Raw genomic sequence first — 19,831 nt, forward strand, 5'->3', positions numbered from 1 at the left:
GGCTCGCGCTGTTTTTGATTATTATAAATGCATCTTGTGTTTACAAAAAAAAGAACCGCTTACAAAGTAAGCGGCTACAATTCACAATAGATATTGGAATCGTACAGTGTTTGGATAGGAGTGGAGAGAAACCATACTGTACTTTTATTATATGTATCCGTTTACATATTGTCAACACTTTCTTTAAACTTATTTTACCAGAGACTTTAGCTGCTCAGGAGGCGTTTTTACGGTTTTCGACTTTTTCCTGCAGCGTGGTAGAGAACAGCTTTACAAAAGTCTACTAATTTCATCCTGATAGAATGTGTGCTATACTTGGTTAAGTATGTTCATAGACTTCCTGATTGGAAATTTATGAATATGAGTTTTAATTTCTGTATTTACATACAGCATATCTTATTTGCCTAAACGCTGAATATACATAGGAAGTATTGCCTTATATACGAAGAAGTTATTTCACGTTGTATGGTATTGCAAATTTGGAGGAATCACCGCAACTTTTTTACCCCAAGCCGGTATATACATACGGACCGGACGGGATAAACGTGCAAAGGCGAGGAGGGCCAAACTCACCATGACGGATTCCCAGTTGATCCAGTTAATCAAGCAAGGAAACACAGAACTATATTCGGAACTGATGCGAAGATACCAACGAAAGATACTGGCTTTTGTGTATCATATGCTCAAAAATTCGCATATGGAGCTGATCGCAGAGGATCTCTGCTCAGAGACCTTCTACAAAGCGTTCCGCAGCCTGCATTCTTTCCGCGAAGTGGATGCTTCTTTCTCGACATGGCTGTATACCATTGCCCGCAACACTGTGCTCAGTGAGCTGCGCAAGAACCGTGCCGGAAATGTATCGCTCGAAGAGAGCGGCTATACACCTGTAGCACCGGCAGAGGTGGCGCCTGAACAGGCTGCACTGCGGAAGGAACGGATGAATCTGGTCCGTGAAGCAATCAATAATCTTCCGGAGAAGCAGCGCTCTGCGCTGATTTTACGTGAATATGACCAGATGGATTACCAGGAAATTGCCGTTATATTGGATCAGAGTGTCAGCTCCGTGAAATCACTGTTGTTCCGTGCAAGGAGCAGTGTGAAGCTCCAACTCGAATCCTATTTTTATGAGCCTGAGGCAGAAGAGCAGGCTGAGAGGGTGTAAGGCCTATGAACTGCAGGGAAGCGCAGGATTTCATTCCGCTGTTGTGGGACGCTCCCCCTACAGACCCTAAGCGGATTGAGCTGGAAAGGCATATCGCCGGTTGTTCTTATTGTGCTGCCGAATGGACATTGTGGCAGGAGAGCAATGAGCTTATGCAAGATTTAAGGGTAGAGATCAGCGCGGAACGTGCTGAGGCTATCAATCAGAAGGTTATGGAGCGGATTTATCTGGAAAGTCCTTGGCTAATGCCCGGGGACGGGAAATCCGCCGGCAGCACTACTGTGTTCCGCCGCCGGCTGAGCCTGTGGATTGCCTGCTTTCTGGCCGTGTTTTTATCAAGTTTTCTGTATTTCACCATGTTCAAGACCTCTGCGAATACGAGCTCCGCACAGAGCGGTATTATTGAGACCGGAGTTGCCGGACTTTCACTGGAGTGGTCTTCCTCTTATCCTGCCACACAAACGGGAGGGGGAATTATTGAGCCGCTTGTTGTGAGCATGGGACCGACACATCCGCAGTACTGGATGGTATTATCCACGCTGGGTGTGGCGCTGTCGATTTTTTTATTGACCCGGCTTAACCGTTACCGCAGACAATGACAAGGTCCCTTTACCCTGGTAAAGCGGACTTTTTTGGATTATAAGAATGTATATGTTTTACGCGATCCATAATCCTTATCTTTCTCGCAGGAACGGTTACCGCCTTCTCTGAAGGACGGCATAGCCGTTTCTACTTGTTATACACACCGTAACAAACCATATTACTTCAAAAAGAAGACATTTGTTTTCATTCATGATACATTAGTAAGCAAACAAACTGGATGGAAGGGTGATAGGCGATGCTGATCGGCTTGATACGCCATGGACTTACGGATTGGAATGCAGCAGGCAGAATTCAGGGACAAAGTGATATTCCGCTTAATGAGGAAGGCCGGAAGCAGGCTGAGATGCTCGGTGACCGGCTGCTACTGGAACCCTACCGCTGGGATTTCTGTATTACAAGCGGCTTGTCCCGCGCTGAAGAGACTGGCAGAATCATTGCTGCCAAGCTTGGCATCCCTCTAATGGAGCCGGATGAACGGATCCGGGAGCGCGCCTACGGCCAGGTTGAAGGACTGACTGCGCTGGAGCGCGAGGCCAAATGGGGCAAGGAGTGGAATCTGCAGGAGCTTGGGCAGGAATCCGATGAGCAGCTGCAGCTGCGGGGGCTTGCTTTTATGGAGGACATTACCGCACGTTACCCGGACAGTAACATACTTGTCATTTCCCATGGCGGATTTCTGGCCCAGCTCTATGTGGCGCTGTATAAGGACAAGTACACGGAACGTCTGGGGAATCTGTCTCTGACCATTATCGAGAAAAGCGAGCAGGAGTGGAACGCGCTTTTGTATAATTGTACACGCCATATTTTGCAGAACCAGCGGTAACCCGAGTTTTCGGGTTATTTTTTTTGAGAAAAAGGAATAAAAAGGGCTGTATTTCCCATAATGGTAGTAAAACAGTGAGGCGATGAATGATGAATCTGGCGGATATGCTCACATACGCGGACATTGGCCAGCTCACCGCAATGGCGGGGTGCTACCAGTGCGATTGCAAACGAAACTCAAAACATGATTTGATCCAGAGTCTCCTCATCCTGCTTGGAAGCCGGGATTTCATGGAGTCCCATATCCGGAGCTGTAAGCCGGAGGAATTACGGTTTCTGAACACACTGCTTTTTGATGAACGCAGCCACTTTAGCCTTGAGGATCTGCTGGCGGCGGCAAAGCAGGCTTCCTTTGACCGTCCTGACGGTATTGACGGCGGCCACCGTGAAATGATTAGCCGTTTCAAAAACGGAGGCTGGCTGTTTAGCGGCACCTCGCAGCAAAGCAAGTATCTGTACCAGATACCTGAGGATTTAAAACGCCGCTTTCTTGAACAGATGGAATATTTTATCGGTGAAAAGGTTTCCGGCAGCAGTGAACCCGCTGTGTATCGTGCGGAAGGAGACTTACTGGAAGCTGATCTGCTGCTGCTGCTGCGTTACGTGAAGGAGAATGAGCCTGAGCTGAACCAGGAAGGTGCGCTTTATAAGCGGTATCAGCAGGGGCTGATGAATGCGCTGCAGATCCCGGAGCCGCTGCTCGGAAAAGGCGGATGGAGATTCGGCTATGGCAGGGCGTGTGAGCATTATCCGCCGCGGTTGGCCCTTTTGTATGATTATGCCAGACACCGCCGTTTTATTTCCGAAGACGGCTACTGTCTGAGGCTGGCCGCCTCCGGGGAAGCGCTGCTGGCTGAAGGAAAAACGGAAAAGCTGATGCAGATATTCTTCTTTTGGTTAAAACTGTATAAAGGTGCTGTTCCAAATCTTCCGTCAATCGTATACTGGATTAGCAAGAGTGCCCGGGATTGGGTAAGCCTCTCTTCCCTGGTGGAAGGTATAGGCTGGCTCATCAGGCCATTCTACTATGATGATGCTGCGTCTATTCTGGAACAGCGCATATTACGAATGATGCTGCATCTTGGGATGGTCCGGCTGGGAGAAACTTCTGAAGGACCGGCAGTCATAATGACCCCATGGGGAATGGAAGCGGCCACTTCAAGGAGGCTGCCTAAATAAGGGGGAGGAATATGCGGATTGCTTACGGGAAGTACATACCGCGGACTGATGAATCTGTATACGTGGCAGAAGGCGCCAAGCTGGTAGGCGATGTGTCGGTGGGACAGCATTCAAGCATCTGGTTCAACGCCGTGCTCCGGGGTGATCTTGCTCCGGTAGTCATCGGGGAACGCTGCAATATTCAGGACGGGGCTGTGGGCCATGTCGGGGAGGGCTTGCCGCTGATTCTGGGTGACGGGATATCGGTGGGGCATTCCGCAATCATCCACGGCTGCAGGATAGGCGAAGGCACATTAATCGGCATGGGGGCAATTGTTTTGAACGGAGCAGAAATTGGTGAATATGCTTTAATAGGAGCCGGTTCCGTTGTAACCGAAAACAAAGTCATCCCGCCGTACACATTATCTCTGGGTTCTCCTGCAAAAATTGTCCGTGAACTGACAGAGCAGGATCTGCTCCGGATGAAGCGTGCTTGTGAAAGCTATGTGATCAAAGCAAAGGAATATGGAATCTTCTAAACAGCGGAGGTGTATCGAATGGACAAAATGAAGGCTACCTATGAAGTGATGCTAGGGCTTGCGGCAGAAATGGTGTGGGATGAAGCGCTGCGAAAGCGTCGTACCGACATCTTGTACCGGGAGATCGACACGGCGCTGGCGGCCGGAGATAAAGCGGCGTTCCGATATCTTACTGAAGAGCTGAAGAGTCTGGCATAAGAAATGCGCTAAGCGCATTTCTTTTTTTGATATAGAAGAAGGAATGGATGTATTTATGTCATTTGCCGCAAAAGTCAAATCCAATAATATCCAATATAAAAATATAGATGAGCTGTGGCTGAGGTTTCGGCGGTCGATATTATTGAAAACGGTTTATTCCTTGCTGTATCTGACGTGAATGCTGTTTCAGAAACGGATAAAAGGCTGAAAATAAGCCGGAAAATATAAGCGGCATGGCAGTCTGTGGATGAAGATAAATGTGACGAAAAATCAACAATTATATAAAAATTAGATTTAATGCCTGTCACAAAATAGACAAAATTATTGACGGGTAATGGTGCCTAAGCTATGATAAGGGTGAATTGATATGGCGTGTGATTTATGTCATTGTAACCGTATTAATTACATTAATTGTATTTCCTGCAGGTGACTTCTCCATTTTTAATAAGGGGGTTATACACTGTATGAGCAGCTACAATGAAGAGAATGAAGCCGATCCGCCTAAACCGCCCAGCCGCAAGGAGATGTCCCGCAGACAATTTTTATCTTATACGCTTGGCGGAGCAACTGCTTTTATGGGAATGGGCGTATTTTTGCCGATGGCGCGGTTTGCTGTAGACCCTATTTTACATAAGCGGGGTGAAGGGGATTTCATCAAGGTAGTGGAGGCCTCGCAGATTACGGATGTCCCGCAGGAATTTAATTTTGAACTGAAGCAGCAGGATGGCTGGTATGCCAGCACGGCTACGCTCACAGCCTGGATCCGTAAAGACGCGGGCGGAAATATTTATGCGCTTTCACCAGTCTGTAAGCACCTCGGCTGCACTGTAGGATGGAACAATGATAAAGCTTTTCCGGATGAATACCACTGTCCCTGCCATGGTGCACGCTATACGAGGTCCGGTAAACAGCTCGCTGTCGCAGCTAAGCCGCTGGACCAGTACCGTATTAAAATTGACGGCGGCTGGGTGTACCTGGGCGATATCGTTGCCAACAGTGAAGCTATTAAGGAGGCGTGATCCTGATGTTTAAAAACATCTACAACTGGATTGATGAACGTCTGGATATTACGCCGATCTGGAGAGATGTCGCCGACCATGAGGTTCCTGAGCATGTCAACCCGGCCCATCACTTTTCAGCATTCGTATACTGCTTTGGCGGCCTTACTTTTTTCATAACGGTTATTCAAATACTGTCGGGTATGTTCCTGACGATGTATTATGTACCGGATATTATTAATGCCTATGCCAGTGTGGAATACCTGCAGACCAAGGTTGCTTTCGGGCAAATCGTGCGCGGCATGCACCACTGGGGAGCGAGTCTTGTAATTGTGATGATGTTCCTGCATACGATGCGGGTGTTCTTCACCGGCTCCTATAAAGCTCCGCGCGAGATGAACTGGGTGGTTGGCATGCTGATCTTCTTCGTCATGCTGGGACTGGGGCTTACCGGTTACCTGCTGCCATGGGATAATAAAGCTTATTTCGCTACAAAGGTTACACTTGAGATTGCCAACTCTGTGCCGGTAATGGGTCCTGTACTAAAAGAATTAATGCAGGGCGGAACGATTGTCGGTGCAGAGACACTTACCCGCTTCTTCGCCCTCCATGTATTCTTCCTCCCGGCGGTCCTGCTTATACTGCTGGTCGGACACTTTATTATGATCCGCAGACAGGGCATATCCGGCCCGCTGTAAGCCAATCCGCAAAAGGAGGGACTCCGCAATGGCACATAAGGGCAAGGACAGCTCCGAAGAAAAGATTGTCTATGTCGGCGACTCCCGGGTGAGGAGGGGCAGCGGATTCATAACACCTCCTGATTATACAGCCTATCCGGGTAAATCAGAGGCGTTCATCCCCAATTTTCTGCTTAAGGAATGGATGGTTGGCGTTGTCGTACTGGTAGGGATTCTTGTGCTCACCATTTCTGAGCCTGCGCCGCTTGGATTTCCGGCAGATGCCAGGGCGACCGTCATTCCGATTCCCGACTGGTATTTTCTGTTCCTCTATCAATATCTGAAGCTTCCTTATGCTTCGGGGGATTATATTGTACTGGGGACACTGGGAGTTACAGGTGTGGCCTTTGGCGCTCTCCTGCTCGCCCCGTTTCTTGACACCGGCCGTGAACGGCGCTTCTATAAGCGTCCGATTGCTTCCTCCCTGATGTTTCTGTCCCTTGCGGCTATTATCTATTTGACGAATACAGCATGGACTGAGTACAAACACGAAATGGCCGAAACCGGGCAGATCGCGGAGGATGTACAGCGCGAGGAGCAGGCGGCGGAGAAAAGGGCCAAAGGCTTGCCCACCACCAGCGTTGTACAGACTGAGGATATTGCAATCGTGGACAAGGATGATCCGGCAATGGCACTGTTCAAGCAGGCAACCTGTGTCAGCTGTCATGCTGTCGATCTGAAGGGTGGAGGCGGGCCGTCGCTGCGGGGAGTAGGAGATACACTTGACCAGGCTGCAATCCTGTCTATTATTAAGGAGGGACAGGGACAAATGCCGGCAATGTACGAAACGGCGCTGGGAGCCGGACTGACTGAAGACGATATCGACTCGCTTGCCGCCTGGCTTGCCAAACAAAAAAGCGGACAGTAAAATAATGATAACGCGAACCTGATCGTATTCTGGCGGTCAGGTTTTTGTATGTGTCAAATCAGGGAAATGAGAGGATTTGACCTGGGAGGGTGAATGGTGTATGCCGGTTAACTTTGTAGACAAGCTGTTCAAGCACCGGGGAGTGATATGGCTGCTCTTTATCGTCAACTTCCTCGGCACGATTTACGGATACATATGGTATGGCAATCAATTGGCGTATACGGCTGAGAATTACCCGGCATGGCTGCTGCCGTTCGTCCCGGACAGCCCTACAGCAAGCCTGTTCTTTACCATTGCACTGCTGCTGCTGCTGTATCCGCCGAAAGGCCTGAAGGGAACGCTTGTGCGCGAGCTGATTGAGGCGCTCGCTGTAGTCACTTCGGTGAAGTACGGGATATGGGCGGTCGGTGTTATTTTTGCCGGAGGGGCTCAGGGGGATGTTATAACCTGGAAGGACTGGATGCTGGTAGTGTCGCATACCGGTATGGCGGTTGAGGCGCTGATCTATGCGCGTTTCTTCTCCTTCCGGCGGATGCTGCCTGTTGCCCTGCTCTGGACGCTGGCAAATGATATGGTGGATTATTCAGCCGGGGTGTACCCGTGGCTGCCGTCCGTCCTGGATGATGATCTGACCGAGGTGCAGAATCTTACCATTCTCCTGACCCTGTTAAGCGCCGCCGCTGCCTGGGCTGCCAGCCCCAGAATCAGGCGGATGCTGCCGCACCGGCAGAACGGAGACCGGCACTGACAGGCTGTGTTCTAACTCTTGTCCTCCTGCCATAGATTAGGGTAGGAGGGATGTCTCATGCCGCGCAGGAGATACATTGTGCTGACTGGATTGATTGTATGCTGGCTGCTTGCCGGCATGAACAGCGGGGTTGCGAACGGATATGATGCTAACACTACCGGCGGAGCCGCAAACAGCGGGAGCGGACAGGCAGTGGAGGCACCCGTATTAACAGGCAGGACCGGGGCTGAACGGCTGGAGAAGGCTGCCGAAGCCTTGTACAGTCATGTTCTGGAGGGTGATGTGGTTAAAGCGAGACAGGAGAGCGGGGAGATTGAACGGATTTTTGAGTCTTCCTCATTTGAAGGGTTAACCTCGGTTGAGGGGATTAATGCCTTGTCCGGTGTGATTGTTGATCTAAAGGCTGCTCTGGCGGCTGCGCAGATTGATCCTGAAAAGTGGGAGGCGGCGGCAGCCAAAATGCGGCTTGCCGCCAACAGCCTCAATCATCCCCGGCAGCCGATGTGGCAGCAGTATTACAAGCTGATCCGTGAGGATCTGAATGATATGGAGCAGAGCGCCGCAGCCGGTAAGCCGGAAGGCTGGAAAACAGCAGTCTCCCGGCTGCAGAGCAGGTATGACACCATCCGGCCGGCTGTTGTCATCTCAAGCCGGCCGGAAACGGTTAATGCCTTTGATTCCTGGCTGTCGTATGCAGCAGGTATCTCGTCTGGTGCCCAGCCCCCCGGACGGTCCAGACTGCTGGAAATCGTCTCTTACGGCCAGGATGCCGTAAGGGTCCTGTTCGGCAAGGAACGGGATGAGCCGGCCTTATCCCTGCCGCTGGCGCCTAGAGAATACGGCGCCTGGGGATTGCTGGGCGGTGCCTTCATTATCACTGCCCTGGCTTACGCCGCTTACCGCAAATACCGGGGGGAGCAGGAGGATTTGAAGCCGGTGTAGTTAGCTGAGGCGCCGATTCTCCGCACAGCGTGTGCACAACAAGCAGAGCTCAGTTATCAACGAATGGACCACGTACAAAGACTCCTCTTCCCGTTATCCGCGGGGGGAGGAGTCTTTGTGCGATACGTACCTTAGTAAGATAAGTGTATTATCTGCAGCTAAAACGGTTAAAATTGCCGCTGCTGCAGGAATAAGTGTAGTTGGTGCAACTAAATCAGGCAGAATATACGATTGTGCTTCAAAACAACCAAAATAGTTGTACAGACTGCACTTAAAGCGGCTGTCAACTTCAAAAGATGAGAAATAGTTGTACGAACTACAGTTAACAGCTGCGGCTCAGGATTCCCGGAAGCCTTCGCCCATAACATCATGGACATCGCTGATAATAACAAAGGCAGTAGGATCAACAGACTTGACCAGCTGGCTGAGCCTGCGGATCTCCTGGCGGGAGACTACGCAGTATACCATGTGCTTGGCCTGCTTGGAGTAGGCGCCTATAGCCGGAATCAGCGTTACACCGCGCTCCATCTCTGCCGTAATCAGGTCGGCAATCTGCGGCGCTTCGTCACTGATTATTGTGAAGGCTTTGGCGGCGTACGCCCCCTCCTGAATAAAGTCAATGACGCGCGAAGCGATAAAGACAGCTACGAGGGTGTACAAAATCTTTTCGCGGGGTATGTAGAGCAGGGAAGCGCCGATAATGATAATGTCGACAACCAGAATGATCTGGCCCATGCTCCAGCCGAATTTGCGGCCGAGAATGCGTGCCACAATATCAACTCCACCGGTTGTACCGCCGTAACGGAATACAATACCCAGACCGAGGCCGAGCGTGACGCCTGCATATAATGAAGCGAGAATAAAATCATGCTCCGTGCTGAACGGGACGAGCCAGCCTTTTGCGATCGCCTGTTCAAACACCCACAGGAAAAAGGTCAGGGAGCCTATCCCCAGTCCGGTATAAACAATCTGATTCGAACCAAGCACCTTCCAGCCGACCAGGAATAGAGGAAGATTGAGCAGCAGTGTAGTGAGGAAGATCGGGATGTTAAATGCATAGTTGAGCAAAATGGTGATCCCGGTAACGCCGCCCTCCATCAGCTGGTTAGGCACAATAAAGTACAGTAGACCAAATGCGTATACGGCTGTACCCAGCATGATGGGTGCAATGGTTTTGCTGATATTCATAATCTTTAATGACTTCATTTAATCCCTCGCCTAAGCCCTTGAGCGGGCAGAATATAGATGTCTTGCTTGTATGGAGTGAAGCTGTAAATATAAAAAAGATTTGTCTTCAAAACGTCTTTACGATAACATAGGGGCAAACATAAGGCAAGAACATACAGGGGGGCACAGCTGAAAATTATGGAAAAAAGTCTAGCCGATATTCAGCGTGAGGTTGACGCTTATATCTCACAGTTTAAAGAAGGTTACTTCAGCCCGCTGTCCATGCTGGCCCGGATGTCCGAGGAAGTGGGCGAGCTGGCGCGTGAGGTGAACCACCAGTTTGGCGAAAAGCCTAAAAAAGCGGATGAAGCTGATAACTCCATTGAACTGGAGCTGGGTGATATCCTGTTCATTACAGTATGCTTTGCGAATTCGCTGAACATCGACCTGACGGAAGCCCACAATAAAGTAATGCACAAGTTCAATACCCGGGATGCAGATCGCTGGACCCTTAAAAACACCGATTAGGCCACTATATCATATGCTGTACCAAACGAACGGGATTTAGCCGTAAGGATGGTGAGGATATGAATCATAATGATTATGTCAAGGCGGCATACCGCTCCATACTGCGCAGCGACTTCGCACAGGCGATTGCTTATTTTGAGGCAGCGATTTCGGCCAGTCCCGATGATGCCGAGGTCAGATACCGCTGCTCCATTACGTATGCCCGCAGCGGAATGGTTGAGAAGGCGCTGGAGCATGCTGTTGCAGCGGTTAAGCTGGATGATACAAAGCCTGAATACCGGCTGCATCTTCAGCATCTGCAGGCGCTGCGGCTTGTGCAGGAGGCCAAACGGCTGCTGGAGGATGACGCGGCCGGGACGTACAATCCGTACCATCCGGTCACGCTTCTTAAAGAAGCGATTACGCTGGACCCCTTATATGGAGACGCCTATGTGTGGCTGGCGATTGCGCACAGCCGGATGAATGAGCATGTGCAGGCGATTGCCGCCATGAAAGAGGTTATTGCGCTTCATCCGGATGACACGGGATTGCGCCAGCTGATGAAAGACCTGCAGAGGTCATTGCAAAAATATATCCACTAACTAATGGATCCAGTGAAAGCGAGGAGGAGTTAAAGGTGAGCGACAAGATCAGAGTGATTGTCTCCGGAGCAGGAGGCAAAATGGGTAAAGAGGTTGTTAAGCTGGTGCTGGAGGATGAGGGTCTGGAGCTGGCAGCAGCGGTAGACCGTTCTGCAGGCGAAAAGGATGCCGGACGTATGGTGGGTCTGGAGGAATGCGGAATAACCGTTACTTCCGATCTGGAAGCTGCCTTAGCAGGGAGCCGCGGAGATGTAATGGTTGATTTTACTATTCCGCAATCTGCGTATGCGAATACTTCGCTTGCAATTAAATACGGGGTGCGTCCGGTTATCGGAACTACCGGATTCACGCCGGAGCAGATTGCCGAGCTGGACAAGCAATGTCAGGAGCAGGGCATCGGCGGGCTGATCGCTCCCAACTTCTCCATCGGAGCGATTCTGATGATGAAATTTGCCGCCCAGGCAGCGAAATATTTCCCGCATCTGGAAATTATCGAGTATCATGGAGATCAGAAGCTCGATGCGCCTTCAGGTACAGCAATTAAGACGGCAGAAATGATCTCAGAGGCCAGAGCGGAGCTCCGTCAGGGCCATCCTGAGGAGGAAGAGCTTATTGAAGGCTCACGCGGCGGCTATTACAACGGCTTCCGTATCCACAGTGTGCGTCTTCCGGGAGTATTCGCCCAGGAGGAAGTGGTATTTGGCGGCTACGGGCAGTCGCTCAAAATCCGTCACGATTCGTACGAACGGGCAGGTTATATGCCGGGGGTTAAGCTGGGTGTCCAGAAGGTTATGGGGTATACCGGCCTGATCTACGGCTTTGAGCATTTTATAGAATAGACAGGGGAGAAATCAACATGCTAAAGATTGCCTTTATTGCGCATGACCGAAAAAAAGAAGAAATGGTCAATTTCGTTACCGCATATGAAAATGTGTTTACCGGGCTGGAGCTGTATTCGACCGGCACAACAGGCCAGCGGATTATGGAAGCCACTCAGCTGAAGATTAACCGGTTCATGTCCGGTCCGCTGGGCGGTGACCAGCAGATCGGCTCTCTGGTAGCGCAGGATGAGCTGGACCTGATTATTTTCCTGCGTGATCCGCTGATGGCACAGCCGCACGAGCCGGACATTACGGCGCTGCTCCGCCTGTGTGATGTATACGGTATTCCGGTCGCTACTAATATCGCTACAGCAGAAATTCTGGTGAAGGCTATCGACCGCGGTGATTTCGGCTGGCGGGAGCTGGTACATAAATATAAACCGGGTGTTGATGAATAATGAAGCTGGATATTCTGGTATTCGGCGCTCATGCCGATGATGCTGAAATCGGCATGGCGGGAACAATTGCCAAGCACACTGCGGCCGGGCTCAAAGTAGGCTTGTGTGACTTAACGGCTGCGGAAATGTCATCGAACGGCACGGTGGAACGGCGTAAACAGGAGGCACAGCAGGCCGCTGACGTACTGGGTGCCGCTGTGCGTACCAATCTGGGGCTGCCGGACCGCGGCCTATATATGACAGAAGAGCATCTGTCGGTCGTCACTGCGGAGATCCGCCGGTTTGCTCCTGCTGTCGTATTTGCACCTTTTTGGGAGGACCGGCATCCTGACCATATTGCCTGCAGCAGGCTGGTGGAGGAAGCTGTATTTAACGCCAAGCTTAGGAAATATATGCCGGACAAGCCTGCCGTGCCTGCGCCGCTGCTATATTTCTATTTCATTAATGATCTGGGCCGGACTGATCTTATTGTGGATGTAACAGAGCAATATGCGCTGAAGGAGCAGGCGCTGTCCTGTTACCGCTCCCAGTTCGAGAAGGCTCCGGGTGAGGATGTCGTGTCCACTCCGCTTAATGAGGGATACATCGAGCGCGTCCGCTCGCGGGATATGCTGCTGGGCCAGCGCAGGCTTATTCCCTTTGCCGAGGGCTTCGCTACCAGGGTTCCCCATGCTGTTGACCTGTTCCTGGACAAGGGCAGAGCGGAATAGCTTTATTTTGTTGTGCGATGCAACTATAATAAATCCATGACATTACTTAAAGTAAGAGATCAGTCTACGAAGGGGACGGAGCTATGAACCGGCTAAAAATAGGCATCACCTGTTATCCGTCTCTCGGCGGCTCGGGCGTAGTGGCGACTGAACTGGGTAAGCTTCTGGCGGAAAAGGGCCATGAAGTCCATTTTATTACACACAGTATCCCGTTCCGGCTTGGAACGTTTCAGAAGAATATATTTTACCATGAGGTTGAGGTTAACGATTATTATGTATTCCGTTACCCTCCTTATGATCTGGCCTTGGCGACGAAGATGGCACAGGTAGCCAAAATGCAGGGGCTGGACCTGCTGCATGTGCATTATGCGGTGCCTCATGCCGTCTGCGCATTTCTCGCCAAGCAGATGCTTGGCAATGACATGAAGGTGGTTACCACTCTGCACGGTACAGATATTACGGTACTGGGCCAGGATGAATCACTGAAGGACCTGATCCGCCTGGGCATCAATGAAAGTGATGCGGTAACGGCTGTTTCGCTTGATCTGATCAACGAAACCCGGCGGGTGCTGGATATTACACGCGATATCGACCTGACTTATAACTTTGTTGACAAGCGGGTGTACTATCCGCGTGATGTTACAGATCTCCGGGGCGATTACGCCGATCCGGATGAAAAGATCCTGATGCACATCAGCAATTTCCGACCGGTTAAACGGGTGGGCGATGTTGTTGACGTATTTGCCAAGGTGAGCCGGGAGATCAAAGCCAAGCTCCTGCTTGTAGGCGAAGGTCCGGAGCTGCCGAAGATTCAGGCTAAGATCAATGAGATGGGCCTTGAGCACAAGGTCCGCTTCCTTGGGAAGCAGGATGAGATCGCCCAGGTAATCTCGCTGGCCGATCTGCTGCTGCTCCCTTCGGAGAAGGAGAGCTTCGGGCTGGTGGCGCTGGAGGCGATGGCCTGCGGTGTTCCGACTATCGGTTCACAGGCCGGCGGCATTCCGGAGCTGGTCCAGCACGGCAAGACCGGCTTCCTCGCACCTATCGGCGACACATCGGCAATGGCCAAGTATGCTGTAAAGCTGCTGTCGGATGAGGTGATGGCCGAGCAGTTCAGAAAAGCCTGCCTGCTGCGGTCCTGCAATGATTTCAGCAGAGACAGTATTACCAATCAATATGAGGATATTTATTACCGTGTGCTGGGGCGCAAGGTGCTCGGAATGGATGCCATCCGGGGGTAAGGAGAACGATATGGAATGGACAATGGCACCGGACGGCATGGCGGCGGCAGCCCGCAAGGTGATTACAGGGCTGCTTGAGAGCGGCCGTGAGGCTTATTTCGTCGGAGGGTGTATCCGCGATGAGCTGCTGGGCCGGCCGGTTCATGATATCGACCTGACTACCTCGGCGCTGCCCGAGGAGGTTATGGCTGTCTTTCCGCGCTGTGTTCCGACAGGGCTTGCCCACGGAACGGTTACAGTGCTGCAGGACGGCTTCAGCTTTGAAGTGACCACTTACCGGACGGAGAGCGGCTATGCCGATCACCGCCGTCCGGAGCATGTATCTTTTGTAAGCGATGTTAAAGAGGATCTGCGGCGGCGCGACTTTACAATCAATGCAATCTGCTGCGGACTGGACGGGGAGCTGGTTGACCCGTTTCTGGGCGCACAGGATTTAGGGGCGCGCAGGGTCCGCTGCGTAGGCAGCGCGGAGGAACGCTTCGACGAGGACGCTCTGCGCATGCTGCGCTGTGTGCGGTTCGCGTCGGTGCTGGATTTTGCCGTCGCCAAGAATACGTGGCGGGGGCTGCTGCGCCAGCGGGACAAGCTGGCGCATATCGCCGTCGAGCGCGTGCGCGCCGAGACGGAACGCATCGTCCTGGGGCCGCACCCTGTGCGCGGCCTCGGCCTGCTTGCGCGCAGCGGTCTGCTTGCGCGCGGCAAGGCCCCGTTCCCCTGGACCGGCGAAGCACTGGCGGCGGCAGCCGCCATGCTGGCCGGGATCGGGGAACTGGAGAGCGCCCGCCTGCGGTGGGCGCTCCTCCTCCATGCCCTGGGGCAGCCGGCCGAAGCGGCCGACAAGCTCCTGCGGGCATGGACGTTCCCGGGGGCGGCGCGCAGCAGCATCGCCGCCGTGCTCCGCGTCCGCGAGGCATGGGACGCGGCGCTGGCCTCCGTGGCGCCGGATACTCCCGGCGCTACGGAGCATCTTCGGCGGCGCTGGATAGCCGCCGTGCTGTCCATCGGCGCGGACGCCGCCGATGGGTGGGTGACGCTGCTTGCGGCGCTGCCGCAGGCCGCTGCAGGCAGTGCAGGCGGCGCGGAGCCGCCTGCGCAGAACTCAGGCGCCGGCATGGCAGCGCCAGCCGACGCTGCCGCCTTGCGCGCTGCTAATAACGCAGCGCCCGCTGACCATGTCGTCACTCACACTGCTGACCACGCAGGGCCCTTACACCACATCCCGCCAGCCGTCCTGCGGTCATGGACCACAGGGATGCCGATTCGCTCACTTGCCGACTTGGCGGTGACCGGCAAGGAGCTGGCCGGCCTGCTTGAGAAGACGCCCGGTCCGTGGCTCGGCGTGCTGCTGAATAAGCTGCTGCTTGCTGTGGCGGCAGGAGACAGCCCGAATGACCAACAAGTACTGCTTCAGGAAGCAAGAAGGATGGATGTAGATGAATCATAACAGTAAGCATACCCCAGGCATTCCGGCACGGGACAGCTTCGTTTCCGGCTGGCAGGAAGGCCTGCAGCTGCTTGACTCGGTGGTTTCGACCCAGGAGGAAGCCAAAAGGCTGGCTGAAGCTGGTGCTCCGGAAGGCACAGCCGTCCGGGCAGAGGAACAGACCGGCGGCCGGGGCCGGATGGGCCGGAAGTGGCATTCGCCAAAAGGCAAAGGCATCTGGATGAGCATTGTGCTCCGCCCTGATCTGCCGTTGTCCTTGACGCCGCAGCTCACGCTGCTGGCGGGGGTTGCAGTCTGCACAGCCATCCGTGAGGTAACCGGTGTGCCGGCCGGAATTAAATGGCCGAATGACCTGCTGGCCGGCGGACGCAAAATCTGCGGCATCCTGGTGGAATCCTGCCTCAGGGAAGGCGGCCTGCATTATGCCATCGCCGGAATCGGCATTTCCGCTAACCTGGTTCCGGAGGATTATCCGGATCACCTTCAGGGGGTTGGCACTTCGCTGCTGATTGAAGGCGGCGGCATCCCGGTCGACCGGGATCAGCTGACCCGGGCTGTGCTGACTGAACTGGAGTATCTGTACCGCCTGTACATGGAGCAGGGCTTTCATCCGGTGAAGGAGCGCTGGGAGGCGATGTCAGTAACGCTTGGCCGGCAGATTTTCTTTAATACGCCTCAGGGACGCTGTGAAGGCAAGGCTGTAGGGCTGGATGATAGCGGCGGTTTACTGCTGCAGGATGAGGCTGGCAACATCACCAGCATCCTGTCAGGGGAGATAGAAATGATCTGATATGACAAGGGTTCCATCCCTTGTCATATTTTTTTCGTGTAATTGCCGTCAGGTTTTGGTATACTATGGACAGAGACGGTATCGCTGAATAGTGAACTGTACTCCGGCTAGGCTTCAAGTATTGGGTAATTGCTTTTGGATATACCTTCATAACTGTACAACACGGTTACGTTGGATTCTGCTCTGAGCCGTAAGGACCGAGACAGAAGGGACGATCGCGAGTGACTCTTTTTTGCCCTTCGGACCTATTTAGCCGATTATGCTAAAGGGTTTTTTTGTTTGCGCGTTTACGCGTATATTAATTGCGAAAAGGGGAATGGAGAGAGTGGCTGACAAACATGCACTAAACATTGTCAAAATGAAAAAAATGAAAGCGGACGGTGTGCCGCTGAGCATGCTGACCGCTTATGATTATCCTTCGGCACTGCTGGCGGAGGAGGCGGGAATTGACCTGATCCTCGTCGGTGATTCACTTGGAAACGTAGTGCTCGGCTATGATACGACGCTGCCGGTGACGATCGATGATATGGTCTACCATACCCGCTCTGTCGTCCGGGGGGCGCAGAACACTTTTATTGTGGCGGATATGCCGTTCATGACCTATCACGGAAGCGTGGATGAGACGCTGCGCGGTGTGCGCAGACTGATGCAGGAGGGCCGTGCCCATGCTGTGAAGATGGAGGGCGGGCTTGAAATCTGCGATGCCGTGTCTGCAGTTACAAAGGCGGGCGTGCCGGTTCTCGGACATATCGGCCTGACGCCGCAGTCGGTCAATATGATCGGCGGCTACCGGATTCAGGGCAAAGATCCTGCGGATGCACAGCGGCTGATGAATGAGGCGAAGGCGCTTGAAGCCGCCGGCGCGTTCGGGATCGTTCTGGAGCTGGTAACGGAAGAAGTGGCAGAAGCCATTACGAAGGCGCTCAGCATTCCGACAATTGGCATCGGGGCAGGCCGGTACTGCGACGGGCAGGTGCTTGTATTCCATGATCTTGTACGCTATGCCTCGCCATACCGGGAGAAGCGTTTTGTCAAAACCTATGCCGACGTCGGGGGTATCATCCGTGAGGGAATCAGCAGCTATGTCAAGGAAGTGAAAGAGCGTTCCTTCCCGGCTGAGAACCATGTTTTTAAAGCGGATGAGCAAGTGCTGGAATCTTTATACGGCGCTGCCAAAAAAGGAGTGAAGTAAGATGAGAGTAGTCAGAACAGTTGCACAATTGCGCGAAGCGCTTGATTATATGCGTCAGGGCGGGCATACCCCGATCGGGTTTGTGCCGACTATGGGTTATCTTCATGAAGGACATGCCAGTCTGCTGCGCAAGGCCGGTGAGAAGAGCAATACGGTGGTGATGAGCATTTTTGTCAATCCGCTGCAGTTCGGACCCAATGAGGATTATGCCTCTTATCCGCGTGATGAAGCCCGGGATCTGGAGCTTGCTGAACGCGAAGGTGCGGATATTGTTTTTATTCCAAGTGTGGAGGAGATGTATCCGCAGCAGGCTCTTACTACAATCTCTGTAGCTTCACTGACTACCCGGCTCTGCGGTGCTTCCCGCCCCGGGCATTTTGACGGTGTGACCACAGTTGTCAATAAGCTGTTTAATATGGTGCAGCCTGATTATGCATTCTTCGGGCTTAAGGATGCCCAGCAGGTGGCGGTGCTTCGCCGGATGGTATCCGACCTCAACATGAATGTAGAGATTATTGCCTGCCCGATCGTCCGTGAAAATGACGGGCTGGCGCTCAGCTCGCGCAACGTATATCTGTCGGCGGAAGAACGCAGCCAGGCGCTTGTGCTGTCCCGTTCACTGAAGGCTGTACGCCGGGCAATGGAAGAAGGAACGGTGCGCACTGTAAATGAAGCGCAAAAGCTGCTGGTTTCGGAAATTTCAGCTGCTCCGCTTGCTGTGATTGATTATACGGAGATCTTGTCTTTTCCTGATCTGGAGATGCTGGAGGAGCATTCTCCGCTGGCGGCCGTCCAGGGAGAGATCATCATTGCACTGGCTGTCAAATTCGGCAGAACCCGGCTGATTGATAATAATGTATTTATTCCAAAGGAGGTACCCGCCCTTGTTTAGACATATGATGAAATCTAAAATTCACCGTGCGACCGTGACAGAGGCCAATCTGAATTACGTCGGCAGCATCACGATCGATGAGAATCTGATGGAAGCAGCCGATCTGCTCGAGAACGAAAAGGTACAGATTGTTGACAATAATAACGGCTCCCGTCTGGAAACCTACGTGATTCCTGGCCCGCGCGGCAGCGGCGTCATCTGTTTGAACGGGGCAGCGGCCCGCCTGGTACAGCCCGGTGATACAGTGATTATCATCTCTTATGCAATGCTGTCCTCCGAAGAGCTGGCCGGACATAAGCCTACGGTTGTATTTGTGGATGCTGACAACAAGCCGGTTAAGCTGGCTGACCATGAAGTTCACGCAACAATCGCCTGATCCGCTTGAAATAAGCCATGTAATCAATGGCAGGGATGAACGGCCCCGACTTTGCGAAAAATGAAGGCAGGCAAGCTTAGGCTGATTTCATGTTCAGTAAAGGGGGATGTCCTCATGTTTCAACATTTATTTGCTGAAATGAACAAGATGCTCCAGGAGATTGCCCGCGACTACCCTTCTGCGGAGGGGGAGTCCCGGAATGATCTGATCCGTAAGTACAACATGCTTCACAGGCTTAGCGATAAAGTAATGGATGAGTGGCTGGTTTTTGCCGAGAAGCTGAGTGAATTCAGGGAGCAGACGGAGCTGCAGCTTGAGCCTGAGGATGAGATGCCGCAGCAGGAGGAGGCTCCAGAGCTGGCTATGGAATCTTTCGTCAGGGGACAGGGTTATTATAAGCTGCTGATGTACGGCAAATGCATCGGGCAGTTTCAGGAGGTGATCGGGAGGTATCCGGACAGCCTGGCTGCCCGCCTGTATCTGGCAATGGCTTATTTGCAGGAAGGCGAAGGAGATGCGGCCTGGGCCCACCTGAATCATATGCTTGCCCTGATCCGTGAGAGCAAGCTTAAGGCTATGGTCTATAATGCGCTAGGCTGCATCAGGGCCTCCCAGGAACGCTTCCATGAAGCGAGTGAGCTGTTTGGCCTGTCTTTGCTGCATGATCCGGCATTGCCGGAGCCGAACGTCAATCTGGAGGTCTGCCGTAAAAAAGGCGGAAAGCTGCAGTTCGGAAACCAGCTGGTTTCGCTTTTGTAATTATAGCCATTTTATTTAGGCGGTGCATCCACTTGAAACAAGCGGCTTGCATCGCCTTTTTACGTAACTTCTGTTATGCTGATAAGGAGTCTCAAGT

Annotated in this window: 24 protein-coding genes; 23 read left to right on the forward strand and 1 reads right to left on the reverse strand. The window is 52.7% G+C overall.

The window, feature by feature from the left end; all coding sequences use genetic code 11:
- Window positions 1-574 precede the first annotated feature (574 nt).
- The 11 genes from BN3772_RS29595 (at window position 575) to BN3772_RS29645 (ending at window position 8,775) form a co-directional block, all read left to right on the forward strand.
- The gene (locus tag BN3772_RS29595) at window positions 575-1,162 is read left to right on the forward strand and encodes an RNA polymerase sigma factor (RefSeq protein ID WP_042178178.1); all 588 of its coding nucleotides are present in this window, start codon (window positions 575-577) and stop codon (window positions 1,160-1,162) included.
- Window positions 1,163-1,167: 5 nt separating this feature from the next.
- A complete protein-coding gene (locus BN3772_RS29600; protein WP_042204268.1) occupies window positions 1,168-1,761 on the forward strand; it encodes an anti-sigma factor family protein in 594 nt (197 codons plus the stop codon).
- Window positions 1,762-2,000: 239 nt separating this feature from the next.
- Window positions 2,001-2,588 (forward strand): histidine phosphatase family protein, encoded by a 588-nt coding sequence (locus BN3772_RS29605; RefSeq protein ID WP_042204270.1) that lies wholly within the window; start codon window positions 2,001-2,003, stop codon window positions 2,586-2,588.
- A gap of 89 nt (window positions 2,589-2,677) precedes the next feature.
- Window positions 2,678-3,766 (forward strand): hypothetical protein, encoded by a 1,089-nt coding sequence (locus BN3772_RS29610; protein WP_042204328.1) that lies wholly within the window; start codon window positions 2,678-2,680, stop codon window positions 3,764-3,766.
- Window positions 3,767-3,777: 11 nt separating this feature from the next.
- On the forward strand, window positions 3,778-4,284 hold the full coding sequence (locus tag BN3772_RS29615) for a gamma carbonic anhydrase family protein (RefSeq protein WP_042204272.1): 507 nt from the start codon (window positions 3,778-3,780) through the stop codon (window positions 4,282-4,284).
- An 18-nt stretch (window positions 4,285-4,302) separates the two neighbouring features.
- On the forward strand, window positions 4,303-4,482 hold the full coding sequence (locus tag BN3772_RS29620) for an IDEAL domain-containing protein (RefSeq protein WP_038594463.1): 180 nt from the start codon (window positions 4,303-4,305) through the stop codon (window positions 4,480-4,482).
- 464 nt (window positions 4,483-4,946) lie between these two features.
- Window positions 4,947-5,501 (forward strand): Rieske (2Fe-2S) protein, encoded by a 555-nt coding sequence (locus tag BN3772_RS29625; protein ID WP_042204273.1) that lies wholly within the window; start codon window positions 4,947-4,949, stop codon window positions 5,499-5,501.
- A gap of 5 nt (window positions 5,502-5,506) precedes the next feature.
- Entirely contained in the window at window positions 5,507-6,178 is a 672-nt protein-coding gene (gene qcrB / locus BN3772_RS29630; protein WP_042178168.1) for a menaquinol-cytochrome c reductase cytochrome b subunit, read from the forward strand.
- A 28-nt stretch (window positions 6,179-6,206) separates the two neighbouring features.
- Complete coding sequence (locus BN3772_RS29635) at window positions 6,207-7,085, forward strand: menaquinol-cytochrome c reductase cytochrome b/c subunit (protein WP_042204275.1); 879 nt, start codon at window positions 6,207-6,209, stop codon at window positions 7,083-7,085.
- 100 nt (window positions 7,086-7,185) lie between these two features.
- Window positions 7,186-7,833 (forward strand): DUF1405 domain-containing protein, encoded by a 648-nt coding sequence (locus tag BN3772_RS29640; RefSeq protein WP_042204277.1) that lies wholly within the window; start codon window positions 7,186-7,188, stop codon window positions 7,831-7,833.
- Window positions 7,834-7,890: 57 nt separating this feature from the next.
- A complete protein-coding gene (locus tag BN3772_RS29645) occupies window positions 7,891-8,775 on the forward strand; it encodes a sporulation protein YpjB (RefSeq protein ID WP_042204279.1) in 885 nt (294 codons plus the stop codon).
- A 336-nt stretch (window positions 8,776-9,111) separates the two neighbouring features.
- Here BN3772_RS29645 and BN3772_RS29650 read toward each other — a convergent pair whose 3' ends face one another.
- The gene (locus BN3772_RS29650) at window positions 9,112-9,981 is read right to left on the reverse strand and encodes a YitT family protein (RefSeq protein WP_042178162.1); all 870 of its coding nucleotides are present in this window, start codon (window positions 9,979-9,981) and stop codon (window positions 9,112-9,114) included.
- Between the two features lie 159 nt (window positions 9,982-10,140).
- Between BN3772_RS29650 and BN3772_RS29655 the strand changes: the two genes are divergently transcribed.
- The 12 genes from BN3772_RS29655 to BN3772_RS29710 all read left to right on the forward strand — a co-directional run bounded on the left by BN3772_RS29655 (window position 10,141) and on the right by BN3772_RS29710 (window position 19,734).
- Window positions 10,141-10,470 (forward strand): nucleotide pyrophosphohydrolase, encoded by a 330-nt coding sequence (locus BN3772_RS29655; RefSeq protein ID WP_042204284.1) that lies wholly within the window; start codon window positions 10,141-10,143, stop codon window positions 10,468-10,470.
- 59 nt (window positions 10,471-10,529) lie between these two features.
- Window positions 10,530-11,051 carry a tetratricopeptide repeat protein gene (locus tag BN3772_RS29660; RefSeq protein ID WP_042204286.1) on the forward strand — a complete coding sequence of 174 codons (522 nt, stop codon included), beginning with the start codon at window positions 10,530-10,532 and terminating at the stop codon, window positions 11,049-11,051.
- A gap of 35 nt (window positions 11,052-11,086) precedes the next feature.
- Window positions 11,087-11,890: a 4-hydroxy-tetrahydrodipicolinate reductase gene (gene dapB / locus BN3772_RS29665; protein ID WP_042204294.1), complete on the forward strand. Its 804-nt coding sequence runs from the start codon at window positions 11,087-11,089 to the stop codon at window positions 11,888-11,890.
- A 17-nt stretch (window positions 11,891-11,907) separates the two neighbouring features.
- Complete coding sequence (gene mgsA, locus BN3772_RS29670; RefSeq protein ID WP_042178154.1) at window positions 11,908-12,330, forward strand: methylglyoxal synthase; 423 nt, start codon at window positions 11,908-11,910, stop codon at window positions 12,328-12,330.
- Complete coding sequence (bshB1, locus tag BN3772_RS29675) at window positions 12,330-13,040, forward strand: bacillithiol biosynthesis deacetylase BshB1 (protein WP_042204296.1); 711 nt, start codon at window positions 12,330-12,332, stop codon at window positions 13,038-13,040. Before mgsA ends, bshB1 begins: the two co-directional genes overlap by 1 nt.
- 83 nt (window positions 13,041-13,123) lie before the next feature.
- Window positions 13,124-14,281 carry an N-acetyl-alpha-D-glucosaminyl L-malate synthase BshA gene (gene bshA / locus BN3772_RS29680; RefSeq protein WP_042178150.1) on the forward strand — a complete coding sequence of 386 codons (1,158 nt, stop codon included), beginning with the start codon at window positions 13,124-13,126 and terminating at the stop codon, window positions 14,279-14,281.
- A gap of 10 nt (window positions 14,282-14,291) precedes the next feature.
- The gene (locus BN3772_RS29685; RefSeq protein WP_042204299.1) at window positions 14,292-15,725 is read left to right on the forward strand and encodes a CCA tRNA nucleotidyltransferase; all 1,434 of its coding nucleotides are present in this window, start codon (window positions 14,292-14,294) and stop codon (window positions 15,723-15,725) included.
- Window positions 15,715-16,515 (forward strand): biotin--[acetyl-CoA-carboxylase] ligase, encoded by an 801-nt coding sequence (locus tag BN3772_RS29690; protein WP_052380753.1) that lies wholly within the window; start codon window positions 15,715-15,717, stop codon window positions 16,513-16,515. Before BN3772_RS29685 ends, BN3772_RS29690 begins: the two co-directional genes overlap by 11 nt.
- Before the next feature lie 325 nt (window positions 16,516-16,840).
- Window positions 16,841-17,707: a 3-methyl-2-oxobutanoate hydroxymethyltransferase gene (panB, locus tag BN3772_RS29695; RefSeq protein WP_042204301.1), complete on the forward strand. Its 867-nt coding sequence runs from the start codon at window positions 16,841-16,843 to the stop codon at window positions 17,705-17,707.
- Window position 17,708: 1 nt separating this feature from the next.
- Complete coding sequence (panC, locus tag BN3772_RS29700) at window positions 17,709-18,599, forward strand: pantoate--beta-alanine ligase (protein WP_042204304.1); 891 nt, start codon at window positions 17,709-17,711, stop codon at window positions 18,597-18,599.
- Complete coding sequence (panD, locus tag BN3772_RS29705) at window positions 18,592-18,975, forward strand: aspartate 1-decarboxylase (RefSeq protein ID WP_042204307.1); 384 nt, start codon at window positions 18,592-18,594, stop codon at window positions 18,973-18,975. Before panC ends, panD begins: the two co-directional genes overlap by 8 nt.
- A gap of 114 nt (window positions 18,976-19,089) precedes the next feature.
- Window positions 19,090-19,734 (forward strand): tetratricopeptide repeat protein, encoded by a 645-nt coding sequence (locus BN3772_RS29710; RefSeq protein WP_042204309.1) that lies wholly within the window; start codon window positions 19,090-19,092, stop codon window positions 19,732-19,734.
- Window positions 19,735-19,831: the final 97 nt, after the last annotated feature.

Source organism: Paenibacillus camerounensis (genome assembly GCF_000723885.1).
GTDB classification, from domain to species: Bacteria; Bacillota; Bacilli; order Paenibacillales; family Paenibacillaceae; genus Paenibacillus_AQ; species Paenibacillus_AQ camerounensis.